Source organism: Arachnia propionica, from assembly GCF_900637725.1.
GTDB classification, from domain to species: domain Bacteria; phylum Actinomycetota; class Actinomycetes; order Propionibacteriales; family Propionibacteriaceae; genus Arachnia; species Arachnia propionica.
Window position 1 is genome coordinate 2761706 of sequence record NZ_LR134406.1, and the last position, 16063, is coordinate 2777768.

Genomic DNA, 16063 nt, shown 5'->3' on the forward strand with positions numbered 1-16063 from the left:
GTTATGCGGGCAGGGCCGCTGCCGCCTCCATGAGCATCCAGCCCGAGAGCTGCACCGACAGGTCGCGTTCCGTGACCCAGTGGCTCCGCCCGGGGGTCTGGGCGGGCTGGTTCCACTCGGGCCCGAAGCTCGGCAGCCCGTCCGCGTTCCTGACAGCGTTGCGCCACGCCGCTTCCGCGGAGGATCGCACCATGTGCGCTGCTAACTGGCGGGTGTCGTCGCTGTCCTCGAACCGGTTGGCCACGAGCGTCAGGTAGCGGGCGAGAATCCCGGCGAACAAACCCCCGTCGCCCCCACCCTGGCCCGCGATCACCCCGTCGGGATCGGTGAGGTGCCGCCAGATGGCGGAGACCAGGTCCGCGATCCGGCGCGGGGACTCCGCCCCCATCACCTCCAGTTCCGCGCCCAGCACCACCCCTTGGCAGTAGGTGTAGACGGTGGCGTCGAGCCGCGACCCCTCCTGCGAGACCACCACTCCGTCGGCCACCAGGCCGCTGCCGAGCATCAGATTCCTGGCGATCCAGTCGGTGATCCGCGCCGCCTCGTCGCGATACCCGGCGCGGGCCAGCATGATGGCCACCGGCCCGTTGGCGGGCGCGTTGAGGAAGTCGTCGCCGATCCGCCAAGGCACCACGCCCTCGGCCCGGATGGCACCGCGGCAGGCCCGGATTATGGGCGCGACGCTGACCGAGGTGCCGAAGACGTCATTGCCGCGCTGGAGGGCGAGCCCCCACCAGGCCATGTCGTCGTAGTAGCTGTTCGTGCGCCTGAAACCGTTGCGGATCAGGCTGGCGCGCACCACCCTCTGAGCCAGCCCGGCCCGCTCCGGCCCAGGGTCGCGCAGTTGGGCGTCGACGATGCAGTCGAACAGGTGAGCCTGCCACCAGTACTGCCACCCCAGGAGCAGCCGGTGGGGTGGCCTGGCCGGATGGGAAACCACCCCGAGACGGGTCCCGGGAATCGCCCAGAGACGCCTGATGCTCCGGATCCTGACCGCGTGTTCCGCCAGCGCGGCGCGCTCGGCGGGGCTACCGATCTGCATTTCATCCTCCTGTTCCCCACGGGGATGGTCATGGCCCAGTTAACCAGCGAGGCCCGGTCAGGTGGTCCGACGGTTCACCAGAGCGACAACTATCGCAGCCGGATTGTCGCCCGGACCAGTTTCTTGCAATTTCAACGAAATGCCGTGGTGGCCGGTTCCACGGAACGGAACCGGCCCACCCGGGCGACTCCGTGCGGGGGCGGTGTCCGCGATTCAATCCCTTCCACCCATCAGCCTCACAGGCGGCTCCGCCCCGGTAGATTGATTCCCGGGAAACACTGACTGATCAGGTCCTGGCCGTGGCACCCGGGAGCGGGCGGCCCGGCGCCCCGACATTCCGGCCGAAACGTTCCGGTTTGAAGGACAGATGCCGGGGCACCGCCCCATCCCCCTCGGGACGCCCTCGCTCGGAGCCGCCCGGTCAGCGTTTCCCCGGGTTCCTGGACAATTGAGACAACAAAGGGCGAGAGGCGCGTCGACATGCAGCAGTCGGGATTCAAACTGGACACCGGTTCACGGAAAACCATCCTGGAAATCAGTTCCCGAGGCCGGCTGGTGCTGACCAACCCGGTGTCGAATCGGGGCACCGCATTCACCGACGCCGAGCGGGAACAGCTCAACCTGGCGGGGCTGCTGACGAACCGGGTCTCCAGCATCGAGGAGCAGCTGCAGCGCACCTACGGCCAGTTCAGCCGCTGCCCCTCCCCCCTGTCGAAGTTCATCTACCTGTCGCAGCTGCGGGACCGAAATGAGGTGCTGTACTACCGGCTGGTCAGCGAGCACCTGGAGGAGATGCTCCCCATCGTCTACACCCCAACCATCGGGGAAGCCATCGAGAGGTTCAGCCACGAGTACGTCGGCACCCGGGGCGTGTTCTTGTCCATCGACCATCCCGAACGCATCGAGGAGTCGCTGCGCAACTTCGAACTGACCCCCGAGAACGTCGACCTGGTGGTGGTCACCGACTCCGAGGGGATCCTCGGTATCGGCGACCAAGGGATCGGCGGTATCCAGATCGCCATCGGGAAGCTGGGGTTGTACACGGCCGCCGCGGGCATCCACCCGCAGCGCGCCATTCCCGTCGTCCTGGACGTCGGCACCGACAACCTGGGGTTGCTGCACAGCGACCGCTACCTGGGGGAGCGTCACGCCCGGGTCCGTGGCGAGCAGTACGACGAGTTCATCGACCGTTTCGTGCGGGTGGTCACCGAGCTGTTCCCCAACGCGATGATCCACTGGGAGGACTTCGGCGTCGCCAACGCCCATCGCATCCTGCAGCGTTACGCCAAGGAGATCTGCACCTTCAACGACGACATCCAGGGCACCGCCGCCGTCGTCCTGGCCGCCGCGATCGCTGCTGTGAGGCGTACCGGGATCCCGCTGCGCAGGCACCGGTTCGTGATCTACGGGGCCGGGACCGCGGGCATCGGGATCGCCGACATGATCCAAGGTGCGCTCAGCGCGGCAGGTCGTGATCCGGGCCAGTTCTACGCCTTCAACCACAACGGATTGATCATCGAGGACAGCCCCGGAACGCGGGAGTTCCAGAAGCCCTACGCGCGGCCTCGCTCCGAGATCGACGGCTGGGACGTGGCAGATCCGCATCGCGTGAACCTCCTGGAGACCATCCGGAACGCCCAGCCCACCATCCTCATCGGCACCTCCGCGCGCGGCGGGGCATTCTCGGAGGAAGTGGTGCGGGAGATGCACTCGTACTGCGAACGACCGGTGATCATGCCGCTGTCCAACCCCACCGACCGCTGCGAGGCCCGCCCCTCGGACCTGCTCGACTGGACCGACGGCAAGGCCCTGATCGCGACGGGCAGCCCATTCGAGCCGGTGCGTCGCGGTTCCGTCCACCACACGATCGCGCAGGCCAACAACGCCCTCATCTTCCCGGGCCTGGGGCTGGGCGTGTCGGTGGTGCAGGCCAGGCTGGTCAGCGAGGAGATGATCTACGCGGCAGCCCAGGCGTTGGCCGGGCTCGTCAACGAACACCAGCCGGGGGCGTCGTTGCTGCCGACCATGCGCGACCTCCGGATGGTCGCGGCGACGGTGGCGAAAGCGGTCGCGGAGACCGCCGAGTCCCAGGGCCTGGCCCGGCGTCCTTTGACCAACCCGATCCAGGACATCTACGAGCGCATGTGGAAACCGGAGTACCCGGAACTGCGCATCGTGTAACCCGCACTCGGGACGTTCGCGGTTCGACTTGAGCCGCGAACGTCCTCACTCTCGGCACCGCCCGCCTCCTGCGCGGCGAGTTCCTTGAAACAGCGGGCCATTAGCCATCGCACGAAACCCTCGGCCTCGTACGTTCCGCGGGTCGGTGTGCCCGCACACCGGTATCCCCGATCCGGTCAGCCGACATGCTCAAACCCGCAGTCACAGTTGAATCGGGAGTATTATTCGCTCACACCATTTGGTGGGCCATCACAAATCACAAGAAAACACGGTGTCCCCGCTTCCATTACGAGAAATACGTGTGCGCCTCCGAGGAGAACGGGCTGACCTGTTGGAACACCGAAACCGGGCACGGCGCCTTCATGAATCGTGACGGGGCGGACACCTTCTGAGACGGGGCAGGTGAATCCCCCGGAGCGCGCCGGGCCCTCGTGGCGTTGTGGCGGGGTAGCCGTCCTCTGACCGATCCCGCGACTTCCGTCCTCCTCAACTCCGACGCGATCGCTGGGATCCCACCCTGTACCGCGGGTTCGTTTCGTGGCAGTCTGGTCATGTTCACATCACCCCCAGGCAGGAGATGCCCATGTCCCTCCCCCGACGTTCTGCCTCAGCGGTCACGGCTTTGCTGGTATCGGCTGCTCTTCTGTCGGGTTGTGGTTCCAAGGACCAGCAGGAGGCAAACGCCCCCACGAACCCCCAGACCAGCGCCGGAGCGGCCGAAATCAAGCTCCCCACGTCCCGCCCCTCGAAGAACAGTTCGTCGAAGAAACCAACCCCAACCGACACACCGTCGCCCTCCGCCTCGCAGGTGCAGGTCCCGGCGGGTGCCTACGCGGGCGCGGGCGGCTCCAAACCCGCGAACGCCACCCCCGTCACCTCGGTGAACCCGTCCGGGATCGCGGTGATAAAGACCCCGTCGAACAACATTGGCTGCGACCTGTCCGCCTCCTACGCCGGCTGCGGTGTCCTCAACTATCAGCAGTCGCAGCCCTACGGCAGCGACGAGGGCGGGACGAAGTGGTGGGTTCCCCTCGACGGTTCGTTCAACCAGATTCAGTCGAAGGGCGACGCCCCCTACTTCCTGGGAACGGATCCGGCACCGCAGGTGCTGCCGTACGGGACGGTCGTCTACCACGAGAACTACGTGTGCGCCTCCGAGCAGAACGGCCTGACCTGCTGGGACACCAACACCGGTCACGGGGCCTTCATGAACCGCGACGGTACGGCCATGTTCTGATCAGTCAGCTCCTGTTGTAGGGGTCCAACCGGTGAGTGGCTTGACCATTATCAAGCAGGGGGTGCCCTCGCCCCACAAGTGGGTTTCCTCGAGTGGGGGGAAACCCATTCGTTCGTAGAACCGACGGATGCGGGTGCCGGGAACCGGACAACAGCCGGGCGACGTCACGTGGAACCGGGAAGCCGCGGCGAGCATCCCACCGCTCGGTCATGCGCCGGGAGGCCGGCCGGGTCGAAGGCGCACCGGGCAGCGCCGCAGGGCGGGGAGAGAACGTGTGGCCCCACCCGGCCTCCCGGGGGTTTCGTGGTCGCTCACGACCGGAAGCCTACAGATCCTGTTCCTCCTCCGCCTCAGCCTTCTCGCGAAGCAACTCCGCGGCCGCCCGGTCTGCGACGAAGATGGCGTACCCGATGACTGCGAAGGCGCTTATGGCAATCAAGCAGAAACCTATTGATGCGGTGTAGTAGGAGAAGTAGGGAATCACCACCCACGCCGCGGAGATGTAGAAGACCACCCCTGCCACCTGGATGGCCCTGGAAGCCCGGATATGGCCCACCTTCCAGGCCTCTTCGCTAGCCAGGGTGTTGGCCGTTCGAATGCCCGCTGCATCATCGCGCCCGTATTTCCCGGTGCGGGCGAGACGACCCAGGAAAATCAGAATCCAACCGCACATGATCATGCCCCCGGCCATGATGATCCGGGGGACCCACCACACGATTACCGATTCTTCTCCCAGATTCACCGTATCTCCTCCTAGGCCACCAACAGGCGGTTACCGACGACTGACCCGCCCGGAGAGGACTCTCGAACCAAGCCCGGCGGACCTCCGGTCGGCGGTAGTTGATAATTTTACTAGATCAACATGGAGGCGAGAAACGTGCATTCACGAAGCGTCAGATCCATCGCACGAACAGACCCGGAAGCCACCGGACACACCGAGCCGAACTTTCGTATAGTAACTAAAGTTCAGTCGGAGCGCCCTCGTATTACTTTCTTCACCTCAAGAGGGGGTCGAAAAGATCCGTCCACCTCTCGGGGATATACTATCGGGCACCGGGCGCCCGCTTTTGAAGAAACGGGGAAATGACCTCCGGGACGCGCATCGGATTTGAATGATTCGAGCCCCCGCCCCACCCCGTCGCCTTCCCTTCCCGCCCGGAGGTCCGGGGGCCAGCCCCGGGCCCAGGGTGGCCCCGACCCCACTGGGGCCAGGGCCACCCGATTCCCACACAGCGATGCCCCGGCGACCGAACGGTCGCCGGGGCATCGTGGAGCAGCGGTCAACCCAGCCCACACCACCACTCCGGAACCCACGAGTTTATTACCGACCATTTGGTCGGTAAGGTGTCGGTATGACCAATTCCTGCGGTCCTCGCACCGCTACCGGCCGTTCCTGGGCTGCCCTCGGCATCCTCACCCTGGCCGTCATGCTGCTGGCAATCGACGGCACCGTGCTGACCCTGGCCATCCCCGCCCTGACCGCCGACCTGGCGCCGAGCGCGTCGCAGATCCTGTGGATAGGCGACATCTACTCGTTCACCCTGTCGGGCCTGCTCGTGGTGATGGGCAACCTCGCCGACCGCATCGGTCGCAAACGCCTCCTGATGATCGGTTCGGTCGGGTTCGGGCTGTCGTCGCTGCTGGCGGCGTTCGCCACCTCCCCCGAACTGCTGATCGCGGCTCGGGCCCTGCTGGGGGTCAGCGGCGCGACGATCATGCCGTCGACGCTGGCCCTCATCCGTTCGGTGTTTCCCGACCAGCAGCAGCGGACGCGGGCCATCGCCATCTGGTCGGCGGGCGCGACGGCTGGCGCCGCCATCGGGCCGATCGTCGGTGGGGCGCTCCTGGAGCGCTTCCCGTGGGGCAGCGTCTTCCTCATCAACGTTCCCGTCATGGTCGCGGTGGTCGCGGGCGGGTTGTGGCTGCTGCCGGAGTCGCGCAACCCCGGGAAGGGACGGATCGACCTGCTGTCGGCGGTGTTGTCGATGGTGGCCATCATCTCGCTGGTGCAGGCCGTCAAGGAGATTTTCTCCGCCGGTTTCACCGTCACCGCGGCGGTCGCCCTCGCTCTTGGGACGGCGACGGGCTGGTGGTTCCTGCGCCGGCAGCGCACCCTCACCACTCCGCTGATCGACATCTCCCTGTTCCGCAACCGCTCCTTCACCGCAGCCGTGACCGCCGACACCGTGACCATCTTCGCCTTCGTCGGGCTGCTGTTCTTCTTCTCCCAGTACCTTCAGCTCGTGCGCGGACTCAGCCCGTTCCAGACCGGGCTGCTGGAACTCTCGGGAACAGCAGCCGCGATCGTGGTGGTCGCGTTCACGGGGATCGCGGTCCGCAAACTCGGGACCGGTGGTGCGATCAGCGCCGGGCTGGGGTTGGGCAGCGTCGGCCTGGTGATCCTGGCTTTTGCCGAATCCGCGACGGGGTTGGCAGGGATCGTCGTCGCCTTCGCGCTGGTGGGTTTCGGCATCGGATTGTCGATGACCCTCAACACCGACGCCATCGTCGGGGCGGTGCCTACAGAACGCGCCGGGGCGGCGTCGTCGATAGCCGAGACCGCCTACGAGCTCGGCACGGCCCTGGGGATCGCGCTCCTCGGTTCCGTCCACACCGCCCTGTACCGCGCGGCCCTGCCGTCCGGCACCGATCCCGTGATCCGTGAGTCGCTGGCCTCCGCGGTCTCCCTGCTGGATCCCACCGATGCCGCCCTGCCCGGAGCGCGGCATGCCTTCACCACGGCCATGCAGTGGACCTCGGTGATGGCCGCGGTCCTGCTGGCGGCAACCGCCGTCCTAGCCTGGTTCACCATCCCCCGCACCACCCCATCGGGCGAGGAAGCCGTCCCCGAGGGGACGCCCCGGACCGACATGGAACGCTCAGTCCGGTAGCCCGCCCCCCTCGGTCAGGGACAGCAGCAGTTGCCTGCCCTCGGCCAGGCTGGCCTGCGTCTCCTCGCCGTAGCAGACAGCCATCGCGAGCCCCTCGGCGGCGCGGCGCACCACCAGGACCCGCTGCGGGGACAGACCGTCGGCCGCCAGGCTCTCGGCCCACCACGTGGAATCCCGTTCCGCGACCTCAATGGCCTCCGGGAAATCGAGGACCCCCGCCCACACCGGGGTCGGGGAAAAGTACCTCAGCACATCCTCCGATCCCGTGCAGAGCGCCCTGACGTAGGCGCGCATCAACCTCCCAGGACGCTCGTCCGAGGCGTCGAGGTGCTGCATCACGGCCTGACGGAAGGTGGTCACCACGTCCTCAAGGAGGGCGACGATGAGCTGTTTCCGATTCGCGAAGTGGTGCAGCAGGCCGCTCTTGGACACCCCCGCCACCTCGGCGATCCGGGACAGCGAAGCGCCCGTTCCCCGCTCAGCCAACACCTCGGCTGCGGCCTTGAGCACCGCCACGCGGGTGCGTTCGGCGTTGCGGGTGCGGTGGCCGTCCCGGGTCATGGGATCACCCTACTGGAAGCCCCGGAGGGCGCGGGTCGGAGCGGACGCACCCCGTTCCGACCCACGGGAAAATCCTCCCGGCGAGGAGGTCGTCATCCGATGTGGAAGTACCGCGCCACCAGGTCCTCCACCAGAACCCGGTCGGCCGCGAGCTCCTCACGCAGGTTCTCGTCCTCGAGAGCGAACAGCTGCTCGGCCCAGGCGTCGATCAGGCCGGGTGGGAAGACACCCTGGGCCTCGTAGTCGGCCCGCTGGTCCAGCAGACAACGAGCGGCAGCGGCGCAGGAGGAAGGCAGCTGGTCGAGGCCCTCGTGCTTGGAGGCATCGCCGCTGACGTAACGGGCCGTCGCGTAGTCCAGCATCGCCGGGTCGCTCAGCCCGATCCTGGCGGCGACGGTGAGGCCCGCCAGCAGCAGGTGAATGTTGGCTGCGCCGTCGGGGGACCTGAGCTCGACGGTCTGGGAATCGTTGGGAAGTTCCCCGGCAGGACCCTCCTGCGGGTTGGCGTCGCGGAACATGCGGTCGTCGAGGTTCTGCCAGCCGAGCGGCACCCGCACCAGCACGGAACGGTTGCGGTCGCCCCAGCAGATGGCGGTGGGGGCCTCCTGGTGTGGGACGAGTCGCAGGAAGGACGTGGGGACCGGGTTGCCGAAGGCCGTGAGGGAAGCGGCGTGCGACAGATAGCCACCGACGACGCGACGCGCCACGTCGGTGAGCCCTGCGCCCTCCGAGAACTGGTTGACGCCATCCTTCATCAAGCGGGTGTGGAAATGCATCCCCGAGCCAGCCTGCCCGACGACGATCTTCGGCGAGAACGACACCTCGATGCCATGGGAATGCGCCACCCGCCGCACCACCCACTTCGCCAAGGCCATCTCGTCGGCCGCGCGGGTGACGTCGGTGGGAAGGAACTCGATTTCCTGCTGCACCATCTGGAGACCGTCGGCGATGAAGTTCCCGACCTCGGAGTGGGCGTACTTGACGGAACAGCCCATCCGCGCCAGGTGGGCCAAGGACTCGACGCGCACCGCCTCCCATTTCGAGAACGGCCCGGCCTCGTGGTAGCCGCGCTGGGGTTCGACGGGGAACAGTTCCTCGGCGGGCGAGAACAGGTAGTACTCCAACTCTCCGAGGGCCTCCAGCCGGCAACCGGTCTCGTCCTCGAGGGCCTGCTGGGCCTTGCGGAGGATCTGCTGCGGGGAGCTGGCGAGGGGGTTGCCCTCCACGTCGTAGAAGCCGCACATGATGTCGAGGGTGGGCAGCTCCGAGAAGGGGTTCAGGAACGCGGTGCGCAACTGCGGCACCACGTAGAGGTCGGAACTGGCGGCGTCGACGAAGTCGAACAGCGACGACCCGTCGACCCGTTCTCCCATCGTCAGGATCCTGTTCAGGTGGTCGGCCGACTGGATCGCGAAGTTCAGCACCTTCAGCCGCCCGTCGCCGCCGAGGTATCGCAGGTTGAGCATGGGAATGCCCTGCTCGGCAACGAAGTGGATGATGTCGGCGCGAGTGAACTCGTGCGATTGCTTTCCGAGCGCACGAACCAGCGGGTTGGGGTTCAAGGAAAGGGCATCGATCTCCGTCATAGGGGTCCTCCTCTTCGAGTTGTCCCAGTTGTCTCAACTGTTTCAGACATGTTATGGCACAGCCACCCCGGAGCCCGTTAACCGGAGCTTGCCCGGTTGCGCAGCGCCCAACGCCCGAAATCACCCCAGGGCGGCTGATACCGGGGCGAGTGCTGCTCAACCGTCATCCGCAGCGGGTGCCCCACTACCCGGTCGCCACTCGGTAGCTTCGGAGCCCTTCCACGACTTTCTCCAGCTCACCTCCGGCCGTTTCGATCACCCGCCGGGACCCCTCGTTGTCTTCGGCGCAGAGGATCAGGGCCTCCCCCACACCGATTCCGTTCAGCATCCCGAGGCCCACGCGGAGCAGGGTGGTCGCGATGCCGCGGCGGCGTGCTGAGGGCCTGACGGCGTATCCAATGTGGCCGCCGAAACGTATCAGGTGGTCGTTCAGTTCGTGACGGACGGAAACCCGCCCCAACCATCGGTCGCCATCGACGGCCCACAGCATCGTCGCGGGGACGAAACCCTCCGGCGGATCGGTTTTGTCCAGGCGCCGACGAGCGCACATCGCGGCAAAGCCTGCGACAGAGTCGCACTGCCGCCGGGTGAAACCGAATGCGCCGGTACATTCTGCGCCCCGCCCGTCCTCCGCGTCGAACTCGTCCCACGCCTCCAGGAACGAAACCCTGAACCTTTCGTCCGGTTCGATGATCCGCATGCCGGGACTCTACCGAAACGCCCTGCGCCCCATACCAGAAAGACTCTCGACACAACCCCACTTCACCGCAACCGACATCGCCCTCTCCAAGCTGGTTGAGCCGACCTGCGAGCTCTGCGAGCCGGTCGAGTCGAAACCACGGCGAGGGTGCCCAGCAACTGGTATCGGGTCTACCAACCGGAGGACCACTCCTTGACCGAGACCCGACACAACCGACATCGCCCTCTCCAAGCTGGTTGAGCCGACCTGCGAGCTCTGCGAGCCGGTCGAGTCGAAACCACGGCGAGGATGTCCAACAACTGGTGACCGGGCCTGCAGATCGGAGAACCACTCCTTGACTGAGACCCAGCGCAATCGGCATTGGACGAGGCGGTTCACGCATCCAGGAGGAGCGCCCGGAGCCGGTTCCGGGTGGTCTCGGGAAGCCCGATCATCTCCAGATGGGCCGGGATTCCCGACGCGAACCGCTCGACCAGGGGCCGTGTCCTGCGAAGCCACGCCTTTACCTGCTCATCGTTCCACGCGGCCTGCCGGTCGTGGGTCGGGGCGTGACTGGCGACCCCCGCCATGGCCCGCACGGACTGCGCGTAGTCATCGGCGACAGCACCGGGCGCGACCCCCGCATTGGCGAGCAGGATGGCGGTCACCATTCCGGTGCGGTCACGCCCTGCGCTGCAGTGCACGAAGATCCCGGGTTCGGCTGCCGCCAGCGTCGTCAGGGCGGCGGCCACCAGACCAGGGAGGATTCGCAGGTTGTGGGGCCAGTATTCGGGGGAATCGAGGATCGGGAAACAGGTTTCCCGGAACTCCGCGTTGTCGTGGTCCTCGGTGGGTGCGCAGCGAATCACCACGTCCCGCAGGGCGTCCTCACCTACCCGGGGATCGCCGTCGCGCCTGCCCTGCTCCTCGGGGCAGCGCAGGTCCACCACGGTCCGCAGCCCCCAGTCGCGGGCGGCCCGCCAGCCCCGCTCCGGAATCAACTCGCGGCGAGGTCCCCGCGCCACCCTCCCGTATCGCGTCTCACCCCAGCGACCGCCCAGCCCGCCGAGGTCACGAATGTTTGGCGCCCCGCCCCAGTCGAGTTCCCGCATCCGGGCAGTTTACTTCCGGCGGATGGCACGACCCTGAACCGCTCCTAGTGTCATAGGGTCGCAGCAACAGTGCTTGTCTGGGAGGAGGGGATGGTGCGGCGTATGCTGCACGGTTACGGGGTCGGGCGGCTGTCGCGAAGAGGGGATTGGTAGAAAGGGTTGCTTGCTGCGACGGACTGCGGACCGGATCGTGTGGATTGGTGTCCGTGGTATCTCGGGAGATACGCCGCAACGGTGGGAAGTATGGGTATCAGCCCATGTGGCAGCTGATGCGAAACACACCTGAAACGCCGGACCCTGACCAAAGGACCCGCAAGATCAATGCTGCATCGGGTACTCAAAGCCCGGCTGCAGGTGGGTCCTGAAGCGTTCCAAGACACCCCGCCAAATCGCCGCGGGGACCCCAAGGTGGGGGCCTGTGATGGTCGGTCGAGAGAATCTGGGCATGGGCTCCCCAAGCAGCCGCAAGGAGTAACCGGTGTTCTGCGAGGGCTGTCTACACCAGGGGGCTCTGGTGTCTGTCCTCGTGACAAGCAGAAACTGGCCCGTCACAGGAGACAGGGCTGTGCTCCAAACGCACCAGAGGATCGGACGCGTCACCCAGCGGGGCAGCGCACCCACCCCGGTTCGTGGGAATGGCCAGCACCAGTTGACCGCCCCTGAGGATGTTGGGTGATCGTAGGGCACCCAGGGGTACTGAAGGTGTGGCCTGGATCACTTCCGGGAACCCATAGGCGCCTCAGCGGCAGCGGATCCTGGAAGAAGGGGCGCAGCCATCCGGGTTCGTGGATGATCCTCGCTCTACCCGTTGGGGAAGGAACACCTGAGAGCTTATGCGAAGATGTCGATCACAACCGAAACCACACCCTGACGTAATACAGGGATCCCCGTGACCTAGGTGTCACGGTTTCGCAGACGCACCTGTCATGCCGCACTCACCCTGACGCCCTCACATAAGAAGGTGTGGTTCCACCTCTTCCTCGCTCTACCGTAAGAGGACAGGGAACCAACCAGAACACAGGCGGACCAAATCTGTGACCACCCCTACCCCAAGGGCACTCAGAGCACCACACACCAACTGCTGACACGGGCGCCATCGCCGAAGAACATTGGGGAACACCCCAGAGCAGCCCGGGGATGGCCCAACCCACACGACGCATACGAACGCCTACTCATTGCTTCCGCCACTTGACACCAAACTAAGCCTCATCGACTCAACAAGTACCAATGTACAAACTTGAGTCATGGTCCGACTTCCTCGACGCCACGCACTAGCCGCTGCCGGCCTCGGCCTGCCATCGCTGACGGCTTGTGACGTTCGACTCTCTCACCCACCGGCTGGGTCGATGGCATTCCTGAATGGCACAAGCTAGTTAGCCCGGAGGATCAGGGCTACGAATTCGGGAGGTCGCCACCGGCTACTCGTTTGCTCCCTGCTGACCCTGTGTCTAGCGATACTGGGGCATGCCGAAACTGTCTCGCCGCCATGTGCTGCTCGGCGCCACTGCTGGTCTTGTCGCGTGTCGTCCAAACCCCACACTAAAGCCAACCCCCACATTAAAAGTTGCGCCTTCGGTCACCCCTGGTTGGCATGATGGCCTGCCCGAAGCCCCGATCCGGCAGAGCGAACCGACGGCCATATGCGACATAGCTCCACCCCGACCTAGGCTGATTGTGGCCGCCGATGACTCGCATGTCGCCAAGGTCATCGGCGGGTACATCTCTCAGGCCCCAACCGCAATTTGGTGGGGCACCGGAGAGTTCGCCACCACGTTCGATGCCGGCGACGGCACTGCCGACCGCTGGCTCCCCGGCGGCACGCTGCTGTTCGCCGTCGGATCAGCCGTGGTGCACTTCCGCCCCTCCGATAAGAAGGCCCGTTTCTTCAGCAGCGGACATGCGCTCGTCGAGCCGGAGTGCGGCGGCATCTACGCGATCTCCGAACTCGACTATTCGGCCACCAGGAATCTGGTGCTCACATCCGGTGCCGACAATACGCTTCGCCTCTTTGAACTAGGCAAGGCTGAAGAGCAGTTCAACATAACCCCATTCAACGATCGAAGCCCACAAGCGCAGTTCCTGGGCGACCAGATCCTGATCGGCGGCGGGGACAGTCTCCTGGTCCTGGACTTGGAGGGAAACACCGTCAAAACCCTCCCATATGCTCAAGCGCGGGTGATCACAGGTGGCGACACAGCAGTCCTCGCGACAAACGATACCCTGGTCCTACTCGACGGCACCCTCAACCAGACGCTGAGCATCGACCTGCCACACCGACTACTCGAGTGCTCGCTCACACCAGATGGTGGCACCCTGGTCTACACGATGGCCCTGTCGGACTCTGAGGACCGACAAGCAGTCATCATCGACGTCCCCTCCCACAGCAAGCGGGAGCTACCCCTGCCGCCAAAGGTCCTGGACTTCGTGACCGCCACCCCTAACGGCCGCCTCCTTGGCATCCAGAAGAAAGGTGACGAAGACGGCGCTCCGGTGGTGCTCGATCCCACCACCGGAGCAATCAAGGAGGAGTTCGCCAAACCATGACCCCAACATCAAGGCTCATTCCCAGAGGGTTATTCACAAGAGCCGCATCCGCCAGCACCCCCCTAGCCAAGGCGCGCTTGAGGGCCGTGAATAACCCTCTAAGACACCGTCGAATCCTTTGACACAAGAAGGTTTATTCACAAGCAAGGCGTCAACCAGCAAAGCCCCTAGCCAGTGCACTCTCGACAGTAACTGTGAATAATCCTCCGTGGCTTAGACGTCCGCATCGCCTCATCGTACTTGTCCAGGCGATGTGCACGAACTCGTCGGCATCTGTGGGTGCAGGGTCCGGCGGTGCAACACCACAGCTGCGGCTGTCACGGCTCCATTCGTCGAAGCCAGTTACGCAGCAACTCGCGCACCGTCTGCGGCTGGTCGAGATGCACATTGTGGCCGGCCTGGTCGAGCACGGCGCAGGTCGCGTGAGGGAAAAGTTCCGACAGGTTCTGCTGATCCTGATACCCGACCACGGCATCCTGTCTCCCGGCGATGATGAGCACGGGCTGCTCAAAACCATCCAGACGTTCATCCGGTGGCTCGGGAAGCTCATAGAGTTCCCCGAGCCAGCGCATCGCATCTGGATCCGCTGCTCGGATGCCCGGAAGCGCGGCGCGCCGGAATCGTTCCCAATTGTCCCGGGTTCGCACGACAGCAACTTCGCAATACGCCTCGGCATCGGTCGCCGACAAGGACTCGAGGAGCGCATCATCCTCCAGAACAACCGACGGTTCAGGCAGGGTCCTGTTGCCCTGAACAGGGTCGACCACAGGGGCCAGGAGGGCAAATCCGAGACATTGCGGAAATCGTCGTCCTACCAGATCCCGGACGAGCAAACCTCCGAGAGAGCTACCGATCATCGCGAAAGGACGATGGCCGATGACGGAGCCGACCATGTCGTCCAGCCAGTCAGCGACATCAGGAAGCCCGCCTCGACCAGGCAGCGCCGGGGTGCCACCGAACCCCGGCAGGTCGAAATAGATCCGCTCCCACTGACCCGTCTCGTCAAACACGTCGTCAAGGTCAAGGAGCAGCCGATGGTCAACCCCGTTGCCATGAACAAGGACCAGAGGAAGACCAGTGCCTCGTCTCACGATGTTTGTCATCGTTTCCTCCCTGAGAGTGGATGCGTCAGTGGCTTTCTCCCGGCGCCTCGGGCGAGCGCCCGGACGGGGTGGAACTCATTCTTCTCTGGATGCGTCCCGACCCAGTTTCCACTGCAACCAACCACAGGCCCCATCGAGAAGGGCGGTGGCGGCCAGGAGTTGTCACCCGCCTGGGTCGGGGTGGATCGATGGGATGTGGTGCATGCCAGCACCCAGCCGAGGTTTACTGTGGCAGCACATAGCAGGTCCTTGGATCTTGGCCGTTTCCTCGCCGCTCCCCGGAGTAGCAGGGCACTCGTGGTTAGCCGTGCACCCGCCAGCAGGAGTCGCGACTTCAGCGACGGATCGGCCCTCCGGAGAATCTTGTCGGAGGCCAGCACCACCCCGGCCGCCGCGAAACGCCCGATCCCGTCAACCGTCAGCACTGCCCGCGCCCACCCGGCCCTCGTATCGTCCGAAACGTCACGTGTCATGTCGGCTCCTGAGCCATCCTCGTCCACTTCCATGTCCAAGGGTTGCAATCGACCAGGCCACCACCGGAGGCGTCTCACGATATCGCTACATCGTCCGGGAACCGCTTGCAGCATGATTGATGGGATAAAGGCGAGGAGAATGCACATGCCCATGATCGAGATCTCGTGCCCCATCTGCGATACCACCACGAAAACCCTGCCGCGCTACCCGCGCAGGGTGTGTGGCACCTGCGCGGCGAAGGCCTCCGACGAGTCGGGGCGAGCCCTGGAGTTCTTCAACACGTCCATCGGGGGTGGTTTCATCGCCTACTACGCGGACTCGCACCAGACCGAGACCCATCCCGGTCACCTCTGCTTCATCGACGGCATCCGCTGCTACGCCGACGAGGCGCGTTTCGGCGGAATCGTCATACAGACGCTCACCGACCAGCCCGAGTAGTGACTCGCGGTCCCCGTTCACCCCTACATCCGAGGCCCTTTACGCGACCACCCATTCCACGCGCCTGCCTCGACTTTCGCTGGCCTTACCCCTTGTCCGCTGGCCTTGCTGTCTATGTGCTGGGCTTGTTCACGTTTGCTGGCCTCACAGCACAGGCAAACGTGAACAAGCCCAGCAAACCGCGAATAGGGCCAGCAAACCGGCATCGTCGTCCA

The 16063-nt window shown here is 65.3% G+C and carries 12 protein-coding genes; 5 read left to right on the plus strand and 7 right to left on the minus strand.

Features of this window, described 5'->3' with window-relative positions; translation table 11 throughout:
* Position 1 precedes the first annotated feature (1 nt).
* On the minus strand, positions 2–1042 hold the full coding sequence (locus tag EL272_RS12410; protein ID WP_061788132.1) for a glycoside hydrolase family 76 protein: 1041 nt from the start codon (positions 1040–1042) through the stop codon (positions 2–4).
* A gap of 480 nt (positions 1043–1522) precedes the next feature.
* Here EL272_RS12410 and EL272_RS12415 point away from each other — a divergent pair, with 480 nt between their 5' ends.
* Together EL272_RS12415 and EL272_RS12420 are read left to right on the plus strand one after the other, a co-directional pair.
* Positions 1523–3223 (plus strand): NAD-dependent malic enzyme, encoded by a 1701-nt coding sequence (locus EL272_RS12415; RefSeq protein WP_014847554.1) that lies wholly within the window; start codon positions 1523–1525, stop codon positions 3221–3223.
* 583 nt (positions 3224–3806) lie between these two features.
* Positions 3807–4460, plus strand: coding sequence for a hypothetical protein (locus EL272_RS12420; RefSeq protein WP_061788133.1), 654 nt, complete (start codon positions 3807–3809; stop codon positions 4458–4460).
* Between the two features lie 325 nt (positions 4461–4785).
* Here the strand turns inward: EL272_RS12420 and EL272_RS12430 are convergent, their stop codons facing one another.
* Positions 4786–5202 (minus strand): SdpI family protein, encoded by a 417-nt coding sequence (locus EL272_RS12430; RefSeq protein ID WP_061788134.1) that lies wholly within the window; start codon positions 5200–5202, stop codon positions 4786–4788.
* 610 nt (positions 5203–5812) lie between these two features.
* Between EL272_RS12430 and EL272_RS12435 the strand changes: the two genes are divergently transcribed.
* Complete coding sequence (locus EL272_RS12435; protein WP_014847559.1) at positions 5813–7351, plus strand: MFS transporter; 1539 nt, start codon at positions 5813–5815, stop codon at positions 7349–7351.
* On the opposite strand, the gene EL272_RS12440 is transcribed toward EL272_RS12435, so the two are convergent.
* The 4 genes from EL272_RS12440 to EL272_RS12455 all read right to left on the minus strand — a co-directional run bounded on the left by EL272_RS12440 (position 7340) and on the right by EL272_RS12455 (position 11289).
* The gene (locus EL272_RS12440) at positions 7340–7912 is read right to left on the minus strand and encodes a TetR/AcrR family transcriptional regulator (protein ID WP_061788135.1); all 573 of its coding nucleotides are present in this window, start codon (positions 7910–7912) and stop codon (positions 7340–7342) included. The genes EL272_RS12435 and EL272_RS12440 overlap by 12 nt on opposite strands.
* 92 nt (positions 7913–8004) lie before the next feature.
* Positions 8005–9498: a glutamine synthetase family protein gene (locus EL272_RS12445; RefSeq protein WP_061788136.1), complete on the minus strand. Its 1494-nt coding sequence runs from the start codon at positions 9496–9498 to the stop codon at positions 8005–8007.
* Positions 9499–9682: 184 nt separating this feature from the next.
* Positions 9683–10198, minus strand: coding sequence for a GNAT family N-acetyltransferase (locus tag EL272_RS12450; RefSeq protein ID WP_014847562.1), 516 nt, complete (start codon positions 10196–10198; stop codon positions 9683–9685).
* Positions 10199–10572: 374 nt separating this feature from the next.
* Positions 10573–11289 carry a tyrosine-protein phosphatase gene (locus EL272_RS12455; RefSeq protein ID WP_061788137.1) on the minus strand — a complete coding sequence of 239 codons (717 nt, stop codon included), beginning with the start codon at positions 11287–11289 and terminating at the stop codon, positions 10573–10575.
* A 1674-nt stretch (positions 11290–12963) separates the two neighbouring features.
* On the opposite strand from EL272_RS12455, the gene EL272_RS12460 reads away from it, so the two are divergent.
* Entirely contained in the window at positions 12964–13833 is an 870-nt protein-coding gene (locus tag EL272_RS12460) for a WD40 repeat domain-containing protein (RefSeq protein ID WP_014847564.1), read from the plus strand.
* Between the two features lie 317 nt (positions 13834–14150).
* On the opposite strand, the gene EL272_RS12465 is transcribed toward EL272_RS12460, so the two are convergent.
* Positions 14151–14936, minus strand: a complete 786-nt coding sequence (locus tag EL272_RS12465; protein ID WP_061788138.1) for an alpha/beta fold hydrolase — start codon at positions 14934–14936, stop codon at positions 14151–14153.
* A 618-nt stretch (positions 14937–15554) separates the two neighbouring features.
* Between EL272_RS12465 and EL272_RS12470 the strand changes: the two genes are divergently transcribed.
* Entirely contained in the window at positions 15555–15848 is a 294-nt protein-coding gene (locus EL272_RS12470) for a hypothetical protein (protein WP_081490323.1), read from the plus strand.
* Positions 15849–16063: the final 215 nt, after the last annotated feature.

Bases quoted from the DNA above. Each gene is read 5' to 3' on its own strand.
- EL272_RS12410 (WP_061788132.1), bottom strand. From the start codon at position 1,042: ATGCAGATCGGTAGCCCCGCCGAGCGCGCCGCGCTGGCGGAACACGCG.
- EL272_RS12415 (WP_014847554.1), top strand. From the start codon at position 1,523: ATGCAGCAGTCGGGATTCAAACTGGACACCGGTTCACGGAAAACCATC.
- EL272_RS12420 (WP_061788133.1), top strand. From the start codon at position 3,807: ATGTCCCTCCCCCGACGTTCTGCCTCAGCGGTCACGGCTTTGCTGGTA.
- EL272_RS12435 (WP_014847559.1), top strand. From the start codon at position 5,813: ATGACCAATTCCTGCGGTCCTCGCACCGCTACCGGCCGTTCCTGGGCT.
- EL272_RS12440 (WP_061788135.1), bottom strand. From the start codon at position 7,912: ATGACCCGGGACGGCCACCGCACCCGCAACGCCGAACGCACCCGCGTG.
- EL272_RS12445 (WP_061788136.1), bottom strand. From the start codon at position 9,498: ATGACGGAGATCGATGCCCTTTCCTTGAACCCCAACCCGCTGGTTCGT.
- EL272_RS12450 (WP_014847562.1), bottom strand. From the start codon at position 10,198: ATGCGGATCATCGAACCGGACGAAAGGTTCAGGGTTTCGTTCCTGGAG.
- EL272_RS12455 (WP_061788137.1), bottom strand. From the start codon at position 11,289: ATGCGGGAACTCGACTGGGGCGGGGCGCCAAACATTCGTGACCTCGGC.
- EL272_RS12465 (WP_061788138.1), bottom strand. From the start codon at position 14,936: ATGACAAACATCGTGAGACGAGGCACTGGTCTTCCTCTGGTCCTTGTT.
- EL272_RS12470 (WP_081490323.1), top strand. From the start codon at position 15,555: ATGCCCATGATCGAGATCTCGTGCCCCATCTGCGATACCACCACGAAA.